A 22,087-nucleotide genomic window follows, 5' to 3' on the forward strand; every position below is an offset into this window, starting at 1 on the left:
GCATCGGACGTACACAAACGAATGAGGCCGCGCGCCAGATTTTGGCTTTACAAAATCGTCGGCTGAGATTTTCGTAACGCGCGCGCGATGCCGGCGCCGTCAGAACAACAAGAGAGAACAACGATGAATCCTGCCAATCTTCCCTTTGATTCCGAGGCGATGCTCGAGGGCCTGCGCGGCTGGGTTGAATGCGAGAGTCCGACCTGGGATGCAGGCGCCGTGGACCGCATGCTCGATATCGCGGCGCGGGATATGGCGATCATGGGTGCGACGATCGAGCGCATCGCCGGCCGCCAGGGCTTTGGTGGCGTCATCCGCGCGCGCTTTCCTCATCCCAAGCAGGGCGAGCCGGGCATCCTGATCGCCGGACACATGGATACCGTTCATCCGGTCGGCACCATCGAGAAGCTGAAATGGCGGCGCGAGGGCAACAAGTGCTATGGCCCCGGCATCTACGATATGAAGGGCGGCAATTACCTCTCGCTGGAAGCGATACGGCAACTGGCGCGCGCCTCGTTCACCACACCGCTGCCGATCACCGTGCTGTTCACGCCGGATGAGGAAGTCGGCACGCCTTCGACGCGGGACATCATCGAGGCGGAAGCGGCGCGCAACAAATACGTGCTGGTGCCGGAGCCCGGCCGCGCCGACAACGGCGTCACGACCGGACGCTACGCCATCGCGCGCTTCAATCTGGAAGCCACCGGCAAGCCCAGCCATGCCGGCGCGACGCTGTCTTCCGGCCGCTCCGCGATCCGGGAGATGGCGCGGCAGATCCTCGCGATCGACGCGATGACGACGGAGGACTGCACCTTCTCGGTCGGCGTCGTCCACGGCGGACAATGGGTCAATTGCGTTGCGACGACCGCAACCGGCGAAGCGCTCTCCATGGCCAAGCGTCAGGCCGATCTCGACCGCGGTGTCGAGAGGATGCTGGCGCTGTCGGGCACCACCAACGACGTCACGTTCAAGGTCACGCGTGGCGTGACGCGTCCGGTGTGGGAGCCGGATGCCGGTACCATGGCGCTGTATGAGAAGGCAAAAGGCCTTGCGGCAGCGATGGGTCTCGATCTGCCGCACGGCAGCGCCGGCGGCGGCTCCGACGGCAACTTCACTGGCGCGATGGGAATCCCCACGCTCGACGGCCTGGGCGTACGCGGCGCCGATGCACATACGCTCAACGAGCATATCGAGGTCGACAGCCTTGCCGAACGCGGCCGCCTGATGGCGGCGCTGCTGGCGACGCTGGACTGACATCGATTGCACTGCACAACACGTTGGCACTGCCGGATCGAAATTTAGCCTTGTCCATTTTTAAGGCTTCGCCTACGGTCCGGCCGTCCAACGCGACGATGCGGGAGAGATCGAAGCGACAACATTCGTGTTGTTGCCTTCGGCGCCGACGGAGCAACCGCCCCGGAAACTCTCAGGCAAAAGGACCGTTTCGTCAGGACGATCTGGAGAGAGACGAACATGGCCGCACATCAAGGGCCATGACGTCCACCGAAGGGGATAGTTCGCTTCCGGCCCCGGCCCGATGCGGATCAAGCTCTCAGGTAACCGTGACAGATGGGGCGCCGATGCCGGTTTCACCGGCGGTTCGGCGACTCTAACCCACGGGAGCCTGAAAACCATCATGCCACACATCGCCATCATCGGCGCCGGCATCACCGGCGTCACGACCGCCTATGCCCTGCTCGAACGCGGCTACAAGGTGACGGTGCTCGACAAGCACCGCTACGCCGCGATGGAGACGTCCTTCGCCAATGGCGGGCAGCTCTCCGCATCGAACGCCGAAGTGTGGAACAGCACGGCGACGATCCTGAAGGGCTTGCGCTGGATGTTTCGGCGCGACGCGCCGCTGCTGATGAACCCGCGGCCGAACTGGCACAAATATTCGTGGATGAGCGAGTTCGTCGGTCACATCACGCGCTATCGCGGCAACACCATCGAGACCACAAAGCTCGCCATCGAAGCGCGCAAGCATCTGTTCTCGATCGCAGAGCGCGAGAACATCGCCTTCGATCTCGAGCGCCGCGGCATCCTGCACGTCTATCACGACAGGGCCGGCTTCGAAGCCGGCCTCAAGGTCAACACGCTGCTGCAGCAGGGCGGGCTCGACCGCCGGCCGGTGACCCCGGACGAGATCCGCGTCATCGAACCCGCGTTGCAGACGGCCTGCTATGGTGGCTTCTACACGCCGTCGGATGCGACCGGCGATATCCACAAGTTCACCCGCGGCCTGGCGGAAGCCTGCAAGCGGCGTGGCGCGACCTTTGTCCATGAAGCCGACGTCGACACGATCGCGCGCGGCGATGACGGCTTCCGCATCGGCTGGAACGAAGCTGCTTCACATGATGCTGCGGTCGCGACGCGACGGCAGTTGCAGGCGGACGGGATCGTGGTCTGCGCGGGCGTTGCGAGCCGTCACTTCGCCGCCCTGCTCGACGAGCGCGTCAACGTCTATCCGGTGAAGGGCTACTCGATCACCGTGCAGCTCGACAGCGCCGAAAGCCGCAACGCCACCCCGACGGTGAGCCTGCTCGACGAGGCCGCCAAGATCGTCACCAGCCGGCTCGGCGCCGATCGTTTTCGCGTCGCCGGCACCGCCGAATTCAACGACTTCAACCGCGACATCCGCGCCGACCGCGTGCAGCCGCTGATCGACTGGGTGCGGCATCATTTCCCAGAGATCGATACGTCGAAAGTCGTGCCGTGGGCGGGGCTGCGCCCGATGATGCCGAACATGATGCCGGTCGTGCGCGCAGGGCGGATACCGGGCGTGTTCTTCAACACCGGCCACGGCCATCTCGGCTGGACTCTGTCGGCCGCGACGGCGCAGATGATCGCCCAGACCATCGACGGCTGGCGCGACCTCGACACGCCGCCGATGGCGCCGTCGATCGGTGCCGGGCTCGACGTGGATTCCAACGCGCGCAAAGCTGAAATCAATCCACCTTCCAGTGGACTGCTTCGAACTTCACCGGAGGAATAATCGCGGCCAACAGGACTGATTAGCTGCACCGCAAAAACCGCAGCACCGATGGCATGGGACTTGCTCAAGTTCTACCGTGAGTCTGCTACCATCTGTGCTACGGTCTGGTGTGCAACGGTCCCGCTGGGGACTTCATCGACCACAACCCAACGGATCAAATTTGCTCGGATATCTGCTTCGCCGCATCCTCGCCGCCATTCCCGTGATGGGCGTCGTCGCGCTGTTCGTGTTCCTGCTTCTGCGGCTGACGCCGGGGGATCCCGCCGCGATTCTCGCCGGCGACAACGCGACACCGGAACGGCTCGAGCGTATCAGGACCTCGCTTGGTCTGAACGAGCCGATCTACATCCAGTTCTACACCTGGATCGCCAAGCTGCTGCACGGCGACCTCGGCGTCTCCCTGATCTCGAATAAGCCGATCCTCGAAATGATCGTCCCGCGCCTCGAGCCCTCGATCTCGGTCGCGCTGGCCACCATCATCCTCTCGATCCTGGTGGCGGTGCCGCTCGGCGTGATCGCGGCCTGGAAGCACGGCACCTGGATCGACCGCTTCGTGATGGGCCTGTCCGTGCTCGGCTTCTCGGTGCCGGTGTTCGTGGTCGGCTATCTCCTGATCCAGATCTTCGCCATCGACCTGCGCTGGGTGCCGGTGCAGGGCTTCCGCAGCATCTCGAACGGCTTCGGGCCGTTCTTCGAGCGCATCATCCTGCCGACCTGCGCGCTCTCCTTCATCTATGTCGCGCTGATCGCACGCATGACGCGAGCCTCGATGCTCGATGTGCTCGGCGAGGATTACGTGCGCACCGCGCGAGCCAAGGGCATCGGCGAGACCGGCGTGATGATGCGCCATGCGCTGCGCAACGCCGCGGTCCCCGTGATCACCGTGATCGGCACCGGCTTCGCGCTCCTGATCTCCGGCGTCGTCGTCACCGAGAGCGTGTTCAACATCCCCGGCATCGGCCGCCTCACCGTTGATGCGGTGCTGGCGCGCGACTATCCGGTGATCCAGGCGATGATCCTGCTGACGTCGCTGATCTATGTCGTCGTCAATCTTCTCATCGACGTCGCCTACACCCTGCTCGATCCCCGGATCCGGTACTGAGCAATGGCGATCGAAACCCTTCCCGAATCCTCGCTTCCCGTCACCCGGCCGTTCCGCGTCAAGTTCGGCTTCCTGACGTCGACGCCGATCATCGCGGTTGCGACGATCTGCCTCGCCCTCATCATCCTGATGGCGATCTTCGCGCCGCTGCTTGCGCCGCATGATCCTCTGCTGCTGACGCCGTCGCAGCGGCTGAAGCCGTCGAGCGCGCAATATCTGCTCGGCACCGACGCCTATGGCCGCGACCTGTTGTCGCGCATCGTCTACGGCGCACGGATCTCGCTGGTGATTGGGCTCGGCGCCGCCGTCTGTCGATCGTCATCGGCCTCGCGATCGGCCTCGTCTCCGGCTTCTTCAAGCTGGTCGACGCCGTGCTGATGCGCGTCATGGACGGCCTGATGGCGATGCCGAGTATCCTGCTCGCGATCGCCGTGGTGTCGCTGTCCGGCGCCAGCCTCTGGACCGTGCTGATCGCGATCACCATTCCCGAGATTCCGCGGGTGGCGCGCCTGGTGCGCTCGGTCGTGCTGTCGGCGCGCGAGGAGCCTTACGTCGAGGCCGCGATCTCGGTCGGCTCCAGCCTGCCGAAGATCATGTGGCGCCATTTGATGCCGAACACGATCGCGCCGCTGATCGTTCAGGGCACCTATGTCTGCGCGAGCGCCATTCTGACCGAGGCCATCCTCTCCTTCCTCGGCGCCGGCATCTCGCCGGAGACGCCGACCTGGGGCAACATCATGGCCGAGGGCCGCCAGTATTTCCAGATCAAGCCGTCGCTGATCTTCTGGCCGGGCCTCTTGCTCTCGATCGCCATCCTCAGCATCAACCTGATCGGCGACGCCGCCCGCGACGCACTCGATCCGCGCATGAAGCAGCGGGAAGGCAAGTGACGGCTTCAATGCCAATTGAAGCCGTCATTCCGGGATGGTGCGTGAGCACCAGACCCGGAATCTCGAGATTCCGGGTTCGATGCTTCGCATCGCCCCGGAATGACGCAAGACGAAAAACATCACGGTCGCTCCTCGTATTGCCGGTGGAATCAGTCCTATGACCAACGTCGTCCTCGACATCAGCAATCTCGTCGTCGGCCTCGGCCGCAAGGCGGATGCACATCGCATCATCGACGACCTCTCGCTGCAGGTCCGTGAAGGCGAGACGCTATGCCTCGTCGGCGAAAGCGGCTCGGGCAAGTCGGTGACGTCGCTCACCACGATGGGCCTTCTGCCGAAGGGCACGCTGGTTCCCACCGGCGGCAGCATCAAGCTGGTCGGCGAGGAGTTGCTCACCGCGACCGACCGCCGCCTGCGCCAGCTTCGCGCGACCAAGATGGCCATGATCTTCCAGGAGCCGATGACCGCGCTGAATCCGGTGGTGCCGGTCGGCCGCCAGATCGACGAAGTGCTGCGCGCGCATACCGATCTCGACTCCCGCGCGCGGCGTCAGAAAATCCTGGCGATGATGGAGCATGTGCGGCTGCCGGATGTGGAGCGCATCTTCGCCTCCTATCCGCACCGCCTCTCCGGAGGCCAGCGCCAGCGCATCATGATCGCGATGGCGCTGGTGCTGGAGCCGAAGCTCCTCATCGCCGACGAGCCGACCACCGCGCTCGACGTCACCACGCAGAAGCAGATCCTCACGCTGATCCGCGAGCTGCAGCGCGATCACGGCACCGCCGTGCTGTTCATCACCCACGACATGGGCGTGGTCGCCGAGATCGCCGACCGCGTCGCGGTGATGCGGCAGGGCCGCCTGGTCGAGACCGGCCCGCTCGACACCGTGCTGCGCAATCCGACCATGGAATACACCCGCAACCTGCTCGCCTCGGTACCGAGCCTGGTGCCGCGGGCGCCGCGCGAGGACAGCCGCGAGCCCGTGGTGCTGGAAGCCAACGAGCTCAGCAAGGTCTATAAAGAGCGCGCCTTCTTCGGCAAAGGCCGCGAGGTCGTCGCCGCCGACAAGGTCACGCTGACGCTGCGCAAGGGCCGCACCCTCGGCATCGTCGGCGAAAGCGGTTCGGGCAAGTCCACGGTGGCACGCTGCATCGTCCGCCTGATCGATCCGACCTCCGGTGGCGTGCGCCTCGCCGGCCGCGAAATCGCCGACATCTCGCGCCGCCTGCTCCAGCCGCACCGGCAGAAGATCCAGATCGTGTTCCAGGATCCCTACCGCTCGCTGAACCCGCGCGTGACCGTTGGCGACAGCATCGCGGAAGGCCCGATCAACTACGGCATGCCGCGCAAGGATGCGCTGGCGCGCGCGCGCGAGCTGCTCGAGCTCGTCCATTTGCCGCCCGACGCGATGTCGCGCTATCCGCACCAGTTCTCCGGCGGCCAGCGCCAGCGCATCGCCATCGCGCGCGCGCTCGCGCTCGATCCGGACGTGCTCGTCGCGGACGAGGCGGTCTCCGCGCTCGACGTCTCGGTGCAGGCGCAGGTGCTGGAACTGCTCGACGAGATCCAGAAGCGGCTCGGCATCGCGCTGCTCTTCATCACGCATGATTTGCGCGTCGCCGCACAAATCTGCGACGACGTCGCCGTGATGCAACATGGCCGCGTCGTGGAACAGGGACCGGCCGCCGAGGTGCTGACCAATCCGCAGCAGGCCTATACCCGCGCACTGCTCGATGCGGCGCCCGGACGCGGCTGGGACTTCGCCAACTTCCGCCCCGTTTCGGAAGGCATTGTGGCGACGGCCTAGGTCTTTAGCCTCAAGCCTTTCCGCCCACAGGGCATGCAAATCCGCTGGTGCTCCCCGGCTTGCGCTTGGCGTGACGACACGCTTAACGTCGCGCGCTAGAGCGTGGCTCTGAAGGCGGACACCGGTCTTCCCCGGAGATCACGCTCCAACCAACGAGGTGAGATCATGACGCGCGTCGTCACGATCGCATCATGATCGAAGAAACGTATCGAGACCGACTTGATGACCCGCATTGCCGTTGGCGGCTTCCTGCACGAGACCAACACGTTCGCTCCGACCAAGGCGACATTCGCGGACTTCCAGCATGGCGGCGGCTGGCCGGCGATGACGGAAGGCGCCGACGTGCTGAAGGTGATGCGGCGCATCAATGTCGGCCTCGCCGGCTTCGTCGAGGCGGCGGAAGCCAATGGCTGGGAACTGGTGCCGACGATCTTCGCCGCGGCGAGCCCCTCCGCCCATGTCACCAAGGACGCCTTCGAACGCATCGTGAAGGTGATGGTCGACGGAATCGCAGCCGCCGGGCCGATCGATGCGGTCTATCTCGACCTGCACGGCGCCATGGTGACCGAGCATTATGACGATGGTGAAGGCGAAACGCTGGCCCGCGTGCGCAAGGCGATCGGCAACAACCTGCCGCTGGTGGCCAGCCTCGATCTCCATGCCAACGTCACGCCCGAGATGATCGAGCATGCCGACGCGCTGATCGCCTACCGCACCTATCCGCATGTCGACATGGCCGAGACCGGCCGCGCCTGCGCAAGGCATCTGGCGCTGCTGCTGCAGACGAAGCAGCGCTTCGCAAAGGCGTTCCGGCAATTGCCGTTCCTGATCCCGATCAGCTGGCAATGCACCAACGACCAGCCGACCAAAGGCATCTACGAGAAGCTCGCCGCGCTGGAGGGCGATTCGGTTCCGACACTCTCTTTCGCGCCCGGCTTCCCGGCCGCGGATTTCCGCGATTGCGGGCCGAGCGTATTCGCCTACGGCCGGACCCAGGCCGATGCGGATGCCGCCGCCGACAGGGTCGTCGCCCTGGTCGAAGGCCATGAGGATGATTTCGACGGCCGGATCTATTCGCCCGACGAAGGCGTGCGGCTGGCGATGGAACTGGCGAAATCGGCCAGCAAGCCGATCATCATCGCGGACACCCAGGACAATCCCGGCGCCGGCGGCGATTCCGACACGACGGGCATGCTGCGCGCATTGGTGCGCAACAAGGCGAGCGCCGCCACCGGCGCGATCTACGATCCGCAATCCGCGAAGGCCGCGCACACCGCCGGTGTCGGGGCATCAGTCACGCTCGAGCTCGGCGGTAAGTCCGGCATTCCCGGCGACGCGCCGTACCGGGAGACTTTTGTCGTCGAGCAGCTCTCGGATGGAAAATTCGTGGCGCCGGGTCCCTATTACGGCGGCCGCGAGATGGAGATGGGTCCCTCTGCCTGCCTGCGCATCGGCGACGTCCGCGTGGTCGTTTCTTCGCACAAGGCGCAGCTCGCCGACCAGGCGATGTATCGCTATGTCGGCATCGAGCCGACGCGAGAGAAGATCCTGGTCAACAAGAGCTCGGTACACTTCCGCGCCGATTTCGAGCCGATCGCGGAGAAGCTGATGATCTGCGCCGCGCCCGGCGCGATGCCGGCCGATACCGCCACGCTGCCGTGGAAACATTTGCGTGCCGGCATTCGTATCAAGCCGAACGGCCCCACTTTCACACCCACCTCCCCATCACGCACAAACGGATAGAGAGCCATGCCGACCATTGAGCGCATCGACAGTTTTGCCGACGAACTCACCGCTATCAGGCGCGACCTCCACGCCCATCCCGAGATCGGCTTCGAGGAAGTGCGCACGTCCGGCATCGTCGCCGACAAGCTGAAGAGCTGGGGCATCGAGGTGCATCGCGGCCTCGGCGGCACCGGCGTGATCGGCGTCATCAAGGGCAAGGGTTCGAGCGGCACCAAGAACATCGGCCTGCGCGCCGACATGGACGCGCTGCCGATGGAGGAGAACACCAACCTGAAGTGGAGCTCGAAGATCCCCGGCCGCTTCCACGGTTGCGGCCATGACGGCCACACCACCATGCTGCTCGGAACCGCGCGCTACCTCGCCGAGACCAGGAATTTCGACGGCACCGTGCACCTGATCTTCCAGCCCGCCGAGGAAGGCCTCGGCGGCGCCCGCGCAATGATCAAGGACGGCCTGTTCGAGAAGTTTCCCTGCGACGAGCTCTACGGCCTGCACAACGCACCCGATCTCAACCATGGCGAGATCGCGATCCTGCCCGGCCCTGCGATGGCGAGCGCCGACTTCTTCGACCTCCGCATCACCGGCTACGGCGCGCATGGCGCGATGCCCGAGCGCTCCAAGGACGCGGTGATCATCGCCACCACGCTGGCTCAGGCGATTCAGACCATCGTCAGCCGCAACGTCGACCCGCTGCAGTCCGCCGTGATCTCGATCACCCAGATCCATTCCGGGTCGGCGTACAACGTGATTCCCGGCGAAGCCTGGATGTGCGGCACGGTGCGCTGCTTCTCCGACGAGATTCGTGAGCTGATCCGCAAGCGCATGCGCGAAATCTCCGCCGGCTTTGCGGCGGCATATGACGCCGAAATCTCGGTCGAGATCCGCGACGGCTTCAGCGTGCTGGTGAATCAGGAAGAGCAGTCCCGCGTGGTCGAGGAGGTCGCGCGCACCATCGTCGATCCCGCCAACGTGATCACCCGCACCCAGCCGAAGATGGGCAGTGAGGATTTCGCCGACATGCTGCAGACCATCCCCGGCGCGTATTTCTGGGTCGGCCATGACGGCTCGGTGCCCGTGCACAATCCCGGCTTCGTGCTCGACGACAAGATCCTGCCGATTGGCGCCAGCATGTTCGCCCGCATCATCGAGACGCGCATGCCGGCGGGGGCCCATGCATAAGCCCAAAGGGGACGCCATTACGTCGCTGCACGATCTCTCCGCCGTCGACCTGCTCGCCGGCTATCGTGCCAAGCAGTTCTCGCCGTCCGAGGTGCTGGAGGACATCATCTCCCAGGTCGCAACCTGGGAGCCGCACATCAAGGCGCTGTATCTGTACGACCCGGAAGGGGCGCGGAAGGTCGCCAGGACCTCGACCGAGCGCTGGCAGCAGGCCGAGCCGGCCGGCACGCTGGATGGCGTTCCCGCCACCATCAAGGACAATGTCGCAACCAAGGGGCAGCCGGTGCCGCTGGGCGCAGCCAGTGTCAAGCTCGTGCCGGCCGAGAGGGACGCCCCGCCGGCTGCGCGGCTGCGCGAGGCCGGCGCGATCATCTTCGCCAAGACCACCATGCCCGATTACGGCATGCTGTCCTCCGGCCTGTCGTCGTTCCATCCCCTGACGCGCAATCCCTGGGACCTCACCAAGAACCCCGGCGGCTCCAGCGCAGGCGCAGGCGCTGCCGCAGCGGCCGGCTATGGTCCCTTGCATCTCGGCACCGATATCGGCGGCTCGGTGCGGCTGCCAGCCGGCTGGTGCGGGCTGGTCGGCCTGAAGCCGAGCTTCGGCCGCGTGCCGATCGATCCCACCTATGTCGGCCGCGTTGCCGGCCCGATGACGCGCACGGTCGACGACTGCGCGCTGATGATGAGCGTATTGTCGCGTCCCGATCGCCGCGACGGCATGAGCCTGCCGGCGCTCGAGGTGAACTGGAAGGCGCTGGAGAAGTCGCCGCGCAAGCTGCGCATCGGGCTGATGCTCGACGCCGGTTCCGGCCAGAAGGTCGAGAAGGAGGTTCGCGAGGTCGCGGTAAAGGCGGCGAAGGCGTTCGAATCCGCGGGCGCCGTCGTCACCGAGGTCGACGGCATCCTCACGCGCGAGATGCTCGACGGCCTCGACAATTTCTGGCGCGCGCGGATGTGGGACGACCTGTCGAAACTGTCGCAGGCCGACCGCGGCAAGACCCTGCCCTACATCCTCAACTGGGCCGAGGCCGGCGCAAAGCTCTCCGGCGTCGATGTGGTGCGCGGCTTCAACATGACGATGGCGATCCGCGCGGCCGCCGCGAAATTGTTCTGCGAGGTCGACTACGTGATCTCGCCGGTATCGCCGGTGGTGAACTTCCCGGCGGAGTTCGCAGCGCCGCTCAACGACCCCGCAAAGCCGTTCGAGCACATCGCCTATACCGTGCCATGGAATATGTCGGAGAACCCCGCGATCTCCGTCAATGGCGGCTTCGATGCCAAGGGCTTTCCGATCGGCGTGCAGATCGTCGGCCGACGCTTCGACGACATCGGCGTGCTCGGCATGGCCAAGGCGTTCGAGGGCCTGCGCGACCCGCAGAAGCCGTGGCCCGCGCCGCCGAAGAAGTGAAGCAGCGCCTCAACGCAAGTCAGGATGCGCGGGGCCAAGCCTGCGCATCCCTCTTCTTCACAAGGGATGATTGCCGGGTTAACTGGATGGAGACGCGCGCCAGCGCCGTTCATTCAAGAAAACCGAGAGGAAATCATCCCCATGGCGTATGAGACGATCAAATACGAGGTCGCCGAACAGATCCTCACCATCACGCTGAACCGGCCCGACAAGCTCAATGCCTTCAATGCGCAGATGCAAGCAGAGCTGATCGACGCGTTCGACGCCGCCGACAAGGACGACAACGTCCGCGCCATCATCGTCACCGGCGCCGGCCGCGGTTTTTGCGCGGGCGCGGATCTTTCGTCCGGTGCCGACACGTTCGATCGCGACGCGCGGCGCGGACCTGTAAAGCGTCTCGCCGACGGCAGGGTCGATTACAGCGATCCGCAGGTGCGCGACGGCGGCGGCCAGGTCACCTTGCGGATCTTCAAGTGCCTCAAGCCCGTCATCGCCGCGGTGAACGGGCCCGCGGTCGGCATCGGCGTCACCATGCAGCTCGCGATGGATGTCCGCATTGCCTCGGAGGCTGCACGTTTCGGCTTCGTGTTCTCCCAGCGCGGCATCGTGCCCGAGGCCGCCTCGAGCTGGTTCCTGCCGCGCATCGTCGGCATCTCGCAGGCGCTGGAATGGTGCTATTCGGGCCGCGTCTTCCCGGCGCAGGAGGCGCTTGCGGGGCGCCTCGTCAGCAAGGTGGTGCCGCCGGATGATCTCCTGCCAACCGCCCGCGCGCTCGCCAAGGAATTCGCCGCGAAGACCGCGCCGGTCTCGGTCGCGCTGATCCGCCAGATGATGTGGCGCATGATGGGCGCCGACGATCCGATGGAGGCCCACAAGGTCGACAGCCGCGGCATCTACGCCCGCGGCCGCTCCGACGACGTCAAGGAAGGCGTGGTGTCGTTCCTGGAGAAGCGTCCGGCGCAGTTCAAGAACAAGGTCTCGACCGACATGCCGGATTACTTCCCGTGGTGGCACGAGCGCGACTATAAGTGAGCGAACGGCGCCCCGCGGCGTCCACACGTGACGGCGTCGTCCTGTTGCACGGCATCAGCAGGACGGCGCGCTCGTTTCGCAGGATGGAGCTGGCGCTGAGGGCGGCCGGCTTTGCCACCCTGAATCTCGACTATGACAGCCGGCGCAAGCCGCTCGACGCGCTGGCCGAGGACATCCACTCCTCGCTCGATCGGTTCGCGCAGAGCCTCGACGGCTCCGTGCATGTCGTTTGCCATTCGATGGGCGGTCTTCTGGCACGCGTCTATCTGGCAAGGCATCGCCCGGCGCGGCTCGGCCGCGTCGTGATGCTGGGGACACCGAACGGCGGCAGCGAGATCGCCGACCGCCTGAAGAACCTCGCGGCCTATCGCGCCTATTTCGGTCCGGCCGGCCAGCAGCTCGTCACCCGCCGCGACGCCGCGACCAGCGCGCTGCTGCCGCCGATCGATTACTCCACCGGCATCATTGCCGGCAACCGCTCGGTCTATCCGATCACCTCCATCGGCCTGCCGCGGCCGCATGACGGACGGGTGTCGGTCGCCAACACCAGGCTCGACGGCATGGCCGATCACATCGTAATCCGCACCTCGCATCCCTGGCTAGTGCGCAACGCCGAAGCGATCGCGCAGACCATCGCGTTCCTGCAAGATAGGAAATTCAGCACAAATCGTCAGGTGGACTAGGACGCGGACTCATTAAGGCGCAGCCATAACCTGATTGACGCGAGTTGAATTTTGCTCGTTAAGCCGCAGCGTGACCTCCCCATCGATTGGCGCAGGTTTCGTGTGATGCAGGCTCCATGCTGATGGACACGGACAATGGAGGTGTCGATCATCTGGACAGCGGCGGCGTGGGCAACGGCAAGTGCGTCTATGATGCGGCCCCAGACACCAGCCCGCCGCCAGCGGACGAAACGGTTATAGCAGGTCGTGTTGGGGCAAAAATGATCCGGCAAATCGCGCCAAGGTGCCTTGGATCGCAGGACCCAGAAGATGCCGCCGGTCGTTTACCCGAGGAACGCCACGCGGCTTGTTCGGCAGCAGGGGCTTGATGGCAACCCATTCATAGTCGGCGAATTCGTAGCGTATCATTCGCCCCCCAGTTTGGGAGTTTGAATCACAGGGTCCGTCCAAGCGCAACGCTTCCGGCCCGGCCCCGGTTCGGCCCTCACGGGGTAGAAGCGGACATCAACCTGCCGACAACCCCGCTGAATCCGTCGAAAATGACCCGAGCCGGACATCGGGTGGGAGACTTTGGATGTCAGCTCCGACAATTGTCAGGTCGAAAACGACGGATGAGCGAAATGCCCTTCAACGTCAGCATCACTGACGGAAGCGCGAACACCGCGTCGCAACCTGCATTCTGTGGTTGTTCGGCTTGATCTGGATCAAGAGCAGAAACTTTCGAGAACTAGAAGTTTGCTTCCGGTGGATGACGTGCACTGCAACCGGGAGAGTGACCATGTTTGATTGCATTCTCAAGAACAAGTCACGAGCTAAAGCGAACGTGCCGAAGACGACTGGTTGGCACAAGCGGGCCACCACTACATTCCTTGGAGTGACGACGCTGGTGTCATTGTCGTTGACGGGGCTGACGAGTATGCCCGCTGCGGCACAGCAGCAGCAGCAGCAGCAGAAGCCCAACATCCTTTTCATCATGGGTGACGATATCGGGTGGATGCAGCCAAGCATCTACCACCGCGGATTGATGGTCGGAGAGACGCCGAACATCGACCGCATCGCCAATGAAGGCGCGATGTTCACGAACTATTACGCCGAACAGAGCTGCACGGCAGGGCGTACAGCCTTCATCACCGGCATGCAGCCGGTTCGCGTCGGCATGGTTTTGCCAGAAATTCCCGGCAGTCCATCTTATCTGCGGACGGGGACGCCGACGCTTCCCAAGTTCCTGCTCGATCTCGGCTACACCACCGGCGAATTCGGCAAGAACCATCTCGGCGACCACACCGAGTCGCTGCCGACCGCGCAAGGCTTCCAGGAGTACTGGGGCTATCTCTATCACCTCGACGCCATGCAAGGCGTGAGCTTCCCGGACATCAACAAAACCCCGACCCTGCAGACCCTTGCCCCGCCATGCCAGAACACACCGATCCCGGGCGTCGCCGAGGTCCCTGGCGCTGTGGATCCGAAGACCACGATCTGCCTGACGCCGCCGCGGCCAATGTTGGCGTGCAAGTCCTCCGACGGCACTGCAAAAAACATGATGTGCAAGGATGAGGGCCCGCTGACCCTCGAGCGGTCGAAGACCGTGGATGAGGAAATCTCGGCGAAGGTCGTAGACTTCCTCGATCGCAATGACCCGAAGAAGACCAACAAGCCTTTCTTCGTCTGGTACAACCCGGCGCGCATGCACATCACGACCGTGCTGCCGGACAAGTACCTGGCGATGGTGGGCGAGCCCGGCGGCAAGGATTGGGGCGTCAACGAAGCCGGCATGAAGCAGATGGATGACAACATCGGCGTCGTGCTGAAGAAGCTCGAAGACATGGGCCAACTCAACAACACGATCGTCGTATTCACCACCGACAACGGCGCCGAGACCATCACCTTCCCGGACGGCGGCACCACGCCGTTCAAGGGCGGCAAGCTCAGCACCTGGGAAGGCGGCATGCGCGCTCCGATGGTGGTCCGTTGGCCTGGCGTCATCAAGCCCGGCACGATCAAGAACGATATGTTTTCCGCCCTCGACTGGCTCCCGACTTTCGTCGAGATCTGCGGCGGGCCCAAAGGCGACGCACTGAAGCAACAGGTCGAGGCCGGCTATCCCAATATGGTCAAGACCACCCTCGACGGTATTAATCAGACCGATTACCTAAGCGGCAAGTCCGACAAGTCGCCTCGCGACCACTTCTTGTATTACTCCGGCAAGGAGCCGTCGGCGGTCCGCTACAAGAACTGGAAGATGTACTTCGCGATGGTCTCCGACGCACCGTCGGGCTTCATCAATGGTGTGCGGCCCTATTCCTGGACCCAGGTCGTCAACATCAAGCGTGATCCCTTCGAGACCTCCGTTGGCGAACAGCAGAAGACGCTGTTCGGCATGGCCGGGGCGATCGCGTCTCCGTCGACCGCCTATGTCTATGACTGGAACATGCTGCCCATCGGGCAGCAGTTGTGGTTGAGGCACCTTGAGACTTTCATCAAATTCCCGCCGCTACAGGACCCTGCCAGCTACAACCTGGAACAGGTCATGCAGCGAGTAAAGGACATGAGGACGGCCGGCGCCAGCGACTAGTCGCATGCCCGCACCGCGATCCGAGATCGCCAGAGCAAGCGGCCAGCCTAAGGACCGGCCGCTTGTCCCAGAGTATCGCACAAACTCTCCAACGACAGAATTTGGACGGGCAGGCCGACGTCGCTTTTCTGCCCGCCGTCAAGCGCTAGGTTAAACGGAGGATTCCTATGAAGGTCGGACTCACGTTATGTGGTGGTCTGTTTGTGGGCGTCGCTGCGGCAACGATGGTTACCATGCCGGCTACCGCGCAACAGCAAAAACGGCCCAATATCGTCATGCTGATGACTGACGACACTGGTTGGAACGATTTCGGCGCCTATAGTGGCGGCGGCTCTGCACTTGGCCATCCGACGCCGAACATCGATCGCATCGCAAAGGAAGGCGCGACGTTCACCAGTTGGTACGGTCAAGCAAGCTGCACCGCAGGGCGCGCCTCGTTCATGACTGGGCGGATTCCGATCCGCACCGCGCTGTCGATCGTGGTCGTCCCGGGCGACGAAAATGCGCTTAAGAAGGAGACGCTAACCATCGCCGAGTTCTTCAGTAGGAATGGCTACTCGACTTACTTTTCCGGCAAATGGCATCTCGGCGACAAACCTGAGGCTTATCCGATTGAGCATGGCTTCGATGAGATGAAGGCTTTCGCGGCATATTATCCAGGCGTCTACACTTATGCCGATACCTCGAAGTGGTTTCATCCGTGGTTCCCCTCCTACAACCCGGAGTTCGCAAAAGAATATTTTGAGATTGTGAACATGTACGAATGGGAGGGAGCGGCGGGGCAGCCGGCGAAGCGAGACGAATACATCACATACGACCGTCTTGCCGACTTCGATGTCCGCCAGGCCGACTATGCAATCGACTACATCAAGAAACACGCCAAGGACTCCAAGCCGTTCTTCATGGATGTAAACTTCATGAAGATGCACAATCCGACCAACGCCTCAGCGAAATTTGCTGGCAAGTCGCGTCTTGGCGACTACTCGGATTCGCTCCTTGAACTTGATGATAATATCGGGCGGATAATGGATGCGATCCGTGCCGAAGCGCCTGACACCATCGTCATCGTGACAGCAGATAACGGCGCGTGGCAGGATGCCTATCCCGACGCCGGCACCACGCCTTTCCGCGGCGAAAAAGGTACTGCATTTGAAGGCGGTTGGCGGGTACCCGGGTTGATGTGGTGGCCCGCACACATCCCGGCGGGCGCGCAGTACCATGAAATGATGTCGCATATCGACTGCTGGGCGACGCTCGCCAAAATGGTCGGCCTGACCGCGCCGCCGCACGGCGCCTGGACCGACAACAACGGCAAGCCCATTTACTTTGATAGCATAGACAACAGCGAGTACATCCTCGGTCGATCGAAGCACTCAGCACGACGGTCGTGGGTTTATATCGACGGCGAGAACTTTATGGGAGCACGTACCGACATCGCCGGTGATCCAACCAATCCAGACCTCAGCATCGCGTGGAAGTATCTGTGGACTGCAAAGGATACGTGGTTGGGACCGGAACAAAACCTCGGCTCAATTGGAGCAGCCTACAATTTGACCATGGATCCGTTCGAGAAGTACGATATGGTGTTCAATGGTGCTGTACCGTCGCGTCTGCCTCAGACCTCACCGGGCAGATATGCTGGACAGGACAACAGCTGGCTCGGGGCGCTAATCGTGCCAGTCGTGATGGAGTTCAACAAGTCCATCGTTGACTATCCCAGCATGAAGCGTGCTCCCGGCGGCGGCTCGAACGATTGGAGGCCCAATCTCCAACGCCCAGACAATCCAGTGCCGTTGCTGGATATGAAAAAACCCCAGCGAGTTAAAGCGATCGGAGCTGACTAGTTCGCCACTCGTTCAGAGTGGAGGCTGCATCAAACGGCCGACGGATTGCCTGTAAGCGATGGCGGGTCATTAGCTCGACTCGCCACGCGCCGTTCCCTGTGTCCCACGGACTGGTGTGCCACTGAAACGTTCGAAACCACGAGTCAGCTTCTGGCCCATCGCAACGTATTGCGCTGCCGCACGAACTCGGTCGCTGCAGGGGCAAAGCGGACATTGCGTTCGTCGCATCGCGTCGCTGGGTTTATGGGTACACGGCCTAGGCGTGGGCGTTACCCATCCTGTGCAGCTTGAGCATGGCATAGACGGCATTGTTGGCTGGCGTAGGAATGCCAAGCGGGCGGGCGAACTCCACGACCTTTCCGGCGAGCCAGTCGAGTTCGAGCCGGTGGCCGCGTTCGAGATCGTGCAGCATGGAAGCCTTGAAGGTGGGCGGCGAGGCTTCCGCGAATTTCATTCGATCCTCGGCAAAATCCTCCGGAATCGGAACGCCCCTGGCACGGCCGACCGCGACCACCTCGCTCATCAGGCTGTAAAAGAACGCTCGCGTATCAGGGTCGGCCAGGATCGGCCCCAGCGGCTGGCGGGTCGTTGCGGTCGCGCCTGATAGTCCGACGAGGAATACAAATTTCTGCCAGCGCTCCCGGTCAATCCCGTCGGACACCGAGATATCGATGCCGGCCGCATGAGCGGCGTCGGCAAAGGCCTTGAGGCCCTCATCGGGCTTACCGTCGGTTCTGCCGCAGACCATGCGCGCGAACTGGCTCGTGTGGGTGACGACGCCAGGCGCGGACAGCACCGTAGCAATGTAGGCACTTCCGGCGACCACGTTGTCGGCGCCGAGAATCGGGGCAATCCTCTCCGCGCTATCGACACCGTTCTGCAACGGGATCACCCGGGTGCGGGGTCCGATCAGAGGCAGAGACAACCTGGCTGCCGTCTCGCTGTCCCAAAGCTTGACCGCGAACAGAACGATATCGACGGGGCCGACCGTGGCAGGATCATCGGTCACCTTGGGCTCAGGCAAATGAAGATTGCCAAGCACGCTCTCGACCTTGAGACCGTTTTTTCTGATCGCCTCGAGGTTGGAGCCCCGTGCGATGAAGAACACGTCGTGCCCTGCCGCCGCCATACGTGCTCCGAAATAACCGCCGAGAGCACCGGCCGCCATCACAGCGATACGCATGTCATCCTCCCCCTGTAGCGACGTTCAGCCGGCAGAGGATATCACGCGACGGACCCGGGTTCGATTCCCTGAACGCCGGGCCCTTGGCGTCATTTGGCTGCACCGCGGAATTTGGGCGCTGTGGTTTCACGGCCTCGTCAGTAGCGCCACCCGCCCGATCGCCTTGCGATCGAGCAACAGCCGCATCGCCTTCGCGTAATCCTCCAGCGGCAGGCGGTGCGAGATATTCGGCCGCACCCGGCCGGCCTCGGCCCATTCGCTCAGCGCCTTGAACCTGACCTCGCCGAGCGCGGGATCCTTGCGCACCGCCTCGCCGGCACGGACGCCGAGCACGCTCGCGCCCTTGATCATCAACAGATTGGTGCGGGCAAGACCGATGCCGCCGGTGAAGCCGATCACCAGCAGCCGGGCGCCCCAGGCGATGCAGCGCATGGAATCTTCAAAGACCTGGCCTCCGACCGGATCGAACACGACGTCCGCGCCGCGGCCGTCGGTGATCCGCTTGACCGCGTCGCGAAACGGTTCTTGATCGTAGCGCACGAGATGATCGGCGCCGCGCGATTTCGCAATCGCAAGCTTCTCGTCGCTCGAGGCTGTCGCGATCACGATCGCGCCCAGCATCTTGCCGATCTCGACGGCGGCAAGACCGACACCGCCGCCGGCGCCATGCACCAGCAGCACCTCACCGGGCGCGACCCGGCCGCGGTCGATCAGCGCGTGATAGGCCGTGCCGTGCGCGGCCAGGAAAGTCGCGCCTTCCGCGTAGTCGAAGGTCGACGGCACCGGCACGAGCTGCGACGGCGTTGCAACCGTCTCGTCGCAATAGGCGCCGAAGCGCATCTTGACGATCACCTTGTCGCCGACGGCGACACCGGATGCTGCATTGACCTCAACGACATCGCCGGCGGCTTCCGAACCCGGCGTGAACGGCAGCGGGGGCTTGAGCTGATACTCGCCGGCGGCCATCAGGATGTCGGGGAAGTTGATCCCGGCGGCCCGGATCGCAACCCGCACCTGGCCCGGCTGCAAAGGCGCCGACACAAAGTTCTCGAGCTGCAGGCGCTCGGGCGGGCCGAGTTCGCGGCAAACGACGGCTTTCGGCATCAGGCGGCCCGCGCCTTGAGGCGTGCCAGCGCCTCGCGGATCAACGGCAGGCGATCATTGCCGAAGTACATGTCGGTCTTGTTCACGAAGATCGTCGGCGAGCCGAAGCCGCCACGGGCGACGACCTCCTCGGTATTGGCCTTGAGCTGATCCTTGATCCCCTGCTCCGAAATGCCGGCAAGGAATTTCGCCGGATCGATCCCGAGCTTGGTGCAGATCTCGGTCAGCACCGCATCCTGCGAGATGTCCTTGTCGTCACCCCAATAGGCCTCGAACACCGCGCGCGCGAACGGCACCATCTTCTCGTTGCCGAGAAGGATGCAGCCGCGCATCGCCTTGACGCTGTTCACGGGGAACACCGTCGGCGGCATCTTGATCGCAAGCCCCGCCGAGCGCGCCCAGTCCTGAAGATCCTTCGTCATGTAGCGCGCCTTCAGCGGCACCGGCTTTTCGCGCTGGGCGTAGACGCTCGGGTTGACCGTGTTGAAGATGCCGCCGACCAGGATCGGTCGCCAGACGATCTCGGCGCCTAGTTCCTTCGCTAGCGGCTGGATGTTGTGGAAGGCGAGATAGGTCCAGGGGCTGGAACAGTCGAAGAAGAATTCGATCATGGCGTTTCCTTTGTCATTTCCACGTTCATTCTCGTCATTCCGGGATGCGCCGCAAGGCGCAGGGCTCGCGACCGTGTCGCGCCGCGGAATAACGGGCATCATTTCTTCTCGACCAGCTCCTTCGCACGCTGGCCGAACATGATCTTGCGTGATTCCTCGTCGAATGGCTCTTTCACGAACTTGCCGATCGCGAGCCCGGCCTGCACCTGCGGCCTGCCGCGCACGGTGGCATACCAGCGTTTCACGTTCGGATAGTCGTCGAGCGTAAAGCCTTGCGCCTTGTGGGTCATGGTCCAGGGGAAGCAGGCGATATCGGCGATGGAATAGTCGCCGGCGACAAAGGCTCCGGTCTTGCCGAGCTGGCGATCGAGCACGCCGTAGAGCCGCGCTGCCTCGTCGCGATAGCGCTCGATCGCATAGGGGATCTTCTCCGCCGCGTAGAGCGCAAAATGTCCATGCTGGCCGAGCATCGGTCCGAGCCCGGCCATCTGCCACATCACCCATTGGATCACGTTCGACCGCGCACGCAACTCCCGCGACAGAAAACGGCCGGTCTTTTCCGCGAGATAGATCAGGATGGCGCCGGTCTCGAAGGCCGAGAACGGAGGCCCGCCGTCGGCAGGATCGCGATCGACGATGGCCGGGATACGGTTATTCGGGGAGATCGCGAGAAAGTCGGGGCTGAACTGCTCGCCGGCGCGGATGTTCACGGGCTTCACGCTGTAGGGGAGCCCGAGTTCCTCCAGCATGATCGAGATTTTCCAGCCGTTCGGCGTCGGCGCGTAATAGAGATCGATCATCGGCGTTCTATTCCCCATCACAAAGACTTTTGTTGTTCTGTACCTCCACTTTAGGACATGGCACACAGGCCCTCAATCAGAACCCAACGGGAGGCACCCATGCTGTTTCCAACCACGATCGCCGGCTCTTTGCCGAAGCCGGAATGGCTGGCCGAGCCCAACATGCTGTGGGCGCCCTGGAAGTCGCAGGGCGACGAGCTTCTCCGGGCCAAGCGCGACGCGACCCTGATCTGGCTGAAGATCCAGGAGGACGCCGGCATCGACATCGTCACCGAGGGCGAGCAGGCCCGGCAGCATTTCGTCCACGGCTTCCTGGAGAAGATCGAAGGCATCGATTTCGCCCACAAGGTCGAGATGGGCATCCGCAAGGACCGCTACAAGGCAATGGTGCCGCAGGTGGTCGCCCCGTTGCAGCTCAAGGGGCGCGTCCATGAAGGCGAAGCGCGTGCGGCGCGCGCCCACACCAGGAAGAAGCTGAAGTTCACCCTGCCCGGCCCAATGACCATCATCGACACCATCGCGGATCGCTACTATGGCGACCGCGTGAAGATGGCCTTTGCCTTCGCCGAGTTGCTCAACGAGGAGGCCAAGGCCTTGCAGGCCGACGGCGTCGATCTCGTGCAGTTCGACGAGCCGGCCTTCAACGTCTACATGGACGAGGTCAACGATTGGGGCATCAAGGCGCTGGAGCGCGCCGCGCAAGGCCTCACCTGCGCAACCGCCGTTCACATCTGCTACGGCTACGGCATCAAGGCCAACACCGACTGGAAGGAAACGCTCGGCAGCCAATGGCGGCAGTACGAGCAAATCTTCCCGGCAATCGACGCGAGCCCGATCCAGCAGGTTGCGATCGAGTGCCGCAATTCGAAGGTGCCGCTCGACCTGCTGGCGCTGCTCAAGACCAAGATCGTACAGGCCGGCGTGATCGACGTCGCCAGCGACACGGTGGAGACCGCCGAGGACGTCGTGAAGGTGATCGACGCGGTATCGAAATTCGTGCCCAAGAGCAACATCATCGCGACCACCAATTGCGGCATGGCGCCGATGCGGCGGGAGATCGCCGAGGCCAAGCTGATGGCGCTCGGCGCCGGCGCCGCGCTGGCGCGGCAGCGGCTGGCGTAAGGACTC

General features: G+C 63.6%; 16 protein-coding genes, 2 pseudogenes and 2 riboswitches. Of the genes and pseudogenes, 13 read left to right on the forward strand and 5 right to left on the reverse strand.

Annotated elements, in window-relative coordinates; all coding sequences use genetic code 11:
• The first annotated feature begins 123 nt into the window (after positions 1-123).
• The 10 genes and pseudogenes from RX327_RS25170 to RX327_RS25215 all read left to right on the forward strand — a co-directional run bounded on the left by RX327_RS25170 (position 124) and on the right by RX327_RS25215 (position 12,845).
• Positions 124-1,254, forward strand: coding sequence for a M20/M25/M40 family metallo-hydrolase (locus tag RX327_RS25170; protein ID WP_317247437.1), 1,131 nt, complete (start codon positions 124-126; stop codon positions 1,252-1,254).
• A gap of 91 nt (positions 1,255-1,345) precedes the next feature.
• A riboswitch (glycine riboswitch) is annotated at positions 1,346-1,452 on the forward strand.
• Positions 1,453-1,455: 3 nt separating this feature from the next.
• A riboswitch (glycine riboswitch) is annotated at positions 1,456-1,571 on the forward strand.
• 65 nt (positions 1,572-1,636) lie between these two features.
• Positions 1,637-2,995 (forward strand): D-amino acid dehydrogenase, encoded by a 1,359-nt coding sequence (locus tag RX327_RS25175; protein WP_317247438.1) that lies wholly within the window; start codon positions 1,637-1,639, stop codon positions 2,993-2,995.
• 160 nt (positions 2,996-3,155) lie between these two features.
• The gene (locus tag RX327_RS25180; RefSeq protein ID WP_317247440.1) at positions 3,156-4,097 is read left to right on the forward strand and encodes an ABC transporter permease; all 942 of its coding nucleotides are present in this window, start codon (positions 3,156-3,158) and stop codon (positions 4,095-4,097) included.
• Between the two features lie 3 nt (positions 4,098-4,100).
• A pseudogene (locus tag RX327_RS25185) lies at positions 4,101-4,987 on the forward strand (ABC transporter permease).
• Between the two features lie 157 nt (positions 4,988-5,144).
• Positions 5,145-6,794 carry an ABC transporter ATP-binding protein gene (locus tag RX327_RS25190; RefSeq protein ID WP_317247441.1) on the forward strand — a complete coding sequence of 550 codons (1,650 nt, stop codon included), beginning with the start codon at positions 5,145-5,147 and terminating at the stop codon, positions 6,792-6,794.
• A 222-nt stretch (positions 6,795-7,016) separates the two neighbouring features.
• Positions 7,017-8,537 carry a M81 family metallopeptidase gene (locus tag RX327_RS25195; RefSeq protein WP_317247442.1) on the forward strand — a complete coding sequence of 507 codons (1,521 nt, stop codon included), beginning with the start codon at positions 7,017-7,019 and terminating at the stop codon, positions 8,535-8,537.
• Between the two features lie 6 nt (positions 8,538-8,543).
• Positions 8,544-9,719, forward strand: a complete 1,176-nt coding sequence (locus tag RX327_RS25200; RefSeq protein WP_317247443.1) for a M20 aminoacylase family protein — start codon at positions 8,544-8,546, stop codon at positions 9,717-9,719.
• On the forward strand, positions 9,712-11,130 hold the full coding sequence (locus tag RX327_RS25205; protein WP_317247444.1) for an amidase: 1,419 nt from the start codon (positions 9,712-9,714) through the stop codon (positions 11,128-11,130). Before RX327_RS25200 ends, RX327_RS25205 begins: the two co-directional genes overlap by 8 nt.
• A 141-nt stretch (positions 11,131-11,271) precedes the next feature.
• The gene (locus RX327_RS25210; protein WP_317247445.1) at positions 11,272-12,162 is read left to right on the forward strand and encodes a crotonase/enoyl-CoA hydratase family protein; all 891 of its coding nucleotides are present in this window, start codon (positions 11,272-11,274) and stop codon (positions 12,160-12,162) included.
• A complete protein-coding gene (locus RX327_RS25215) occupies positions 12,159-12,845 on the forward strand; it encodes an alpha/beta fold hydrolase (protein ID WP_050385890.1) in 687 nt (228 codons plus the stop codon). The genes RX327_RS25210 and RX327_RS25215 overlap by 4 nt, the downstream gene beginning before the upstream one ends.
• 47 nt (positions 12,846-12,892) lie before the next feature.
• Here the strand turns inward: RX327_RS25215 and RX327_RS25220 are convergent.
• A pseudogene (locus tag RX327_RS25220) lies at positions 12,893-13,250 on the reverse strand (transposase); the annotation flags it as partial.
• A 511-nt stretch (positions 13,251-13,761) separates the two neighbouring features.
• On the opposite strand from RX327_RS25220, the gene RX327_RS25225 reads away from it, so the two are divergent.
• Together RX327_RS25225 and RX327_RS25230 are read left to right on the forward strand one after the other, a co-directional pair.
• Positions 13,762-15,417, forward strand: a complete 1,656-nt coding sequence (locus RX327_RS25225) for an arylsulfatase (RefSeq protein WP_050385891.1) — start codon at positions 13,762-13,764, stop codon at positions 15,415-15,417.
• A gap of 167 nt (positions 15,418-15,584) precedes the next feature.
• Positions 15,585-17,261 carry an arylsulfatase gene (locus RX327_RS25230; protein ID WP_317247446.1) on the forward strand — a complete coding sequence of 559 codons (1,677 nt, stop codon included), beginning with the start codon at positions 15,585-15,587 and terminating at the stop codon, positions 17,259-17,261.
• Positions 17,262-17,517: 256 nt separating this feature from the next.
• Here RX327_RS25230 and RX327_RS25235 read toward each other — a convergent pair whose 3' ends face one another.
• From RX327_RS25235 to RX327_RS25250, 4 genes are all read right to left on the reverse strand, one after another.
• The gene (locus RX327_RS25235; RefSeq protein WP_050385893.1) at positions 17,518-18,444 is read right to left on the reverse strand and encodes a ketopantoate reductase family protein; all 927 of its coding nucleotides are present in this window, start codon (positions 18,442-18,444) and stop codon (positions 17,518-17,520) included.
• A 126-nt stretch (positions 18,445-18,570) separates the two neighbouring features.
• Positions 18,571-19,548 (reverse strand): NADPH:quinone oxidoreductase family protein, encoded by a 978-nt coding sequence (locus RX327_RS25240; protein ID WP_317247447.1) that lies wholly within the window; start codon positions 19,546-19,548, stop codon positions 18,571-18,573.
• Entirely contained in the window at positions 19,548-20,159 is a 612-nt protein-coding gene (locus RX327_RS25245) for a 2-hydroxychromene-2-carboxylate isomerase (RefSeq protein WP_317247448.1), read from the reverse strand. Before RX327_RS25245 ends, RX327_RS25240 begins: the two co-directional genes overlap by 1 nt.
• Positions 20,160-20,257: 98 nt before the next feature.
• A complete protein-coding gene (locus RX327_RS25250) occupies positions 20,258-20,959 on the reverse strand; it encodes a glutathione S-transferase N-terminal domain-containing protein (RefSeq protein ID WP_317247449.1) in 702 nt (233 codons plus the stop codon).
• 99 nt (positions 20,960-21,058) lie between these two features.
• On the opposite strand from RX327_RS25250, the gene RX327_RS25255 reads away from it, so the two are divergent.
• On the forward strand, positions 21,059-22,081 hold the full coding sequence (locus RX327_RS25255; RefSeq protein WP_317247450.1) for a methionine synthase: 1,023 nt from the start codon (positions 21,059-21,061) through the stop codon (positions 22,079-22,081).
• The last annotated feature ends 6 nt before the right edge of the window (positions 22,082-22,087 follow it).

The organism is Bradyrhizobium sp. BEA-2-5 (assembly GCF_032918025.1).
GTDB lineage: Bacteria > Pseudomonadota > Alphaproteobacteria > Rhizobiales > Xanthobacteraceae > Bradyrhizobium > Bradyrhizobium pachyrhizi.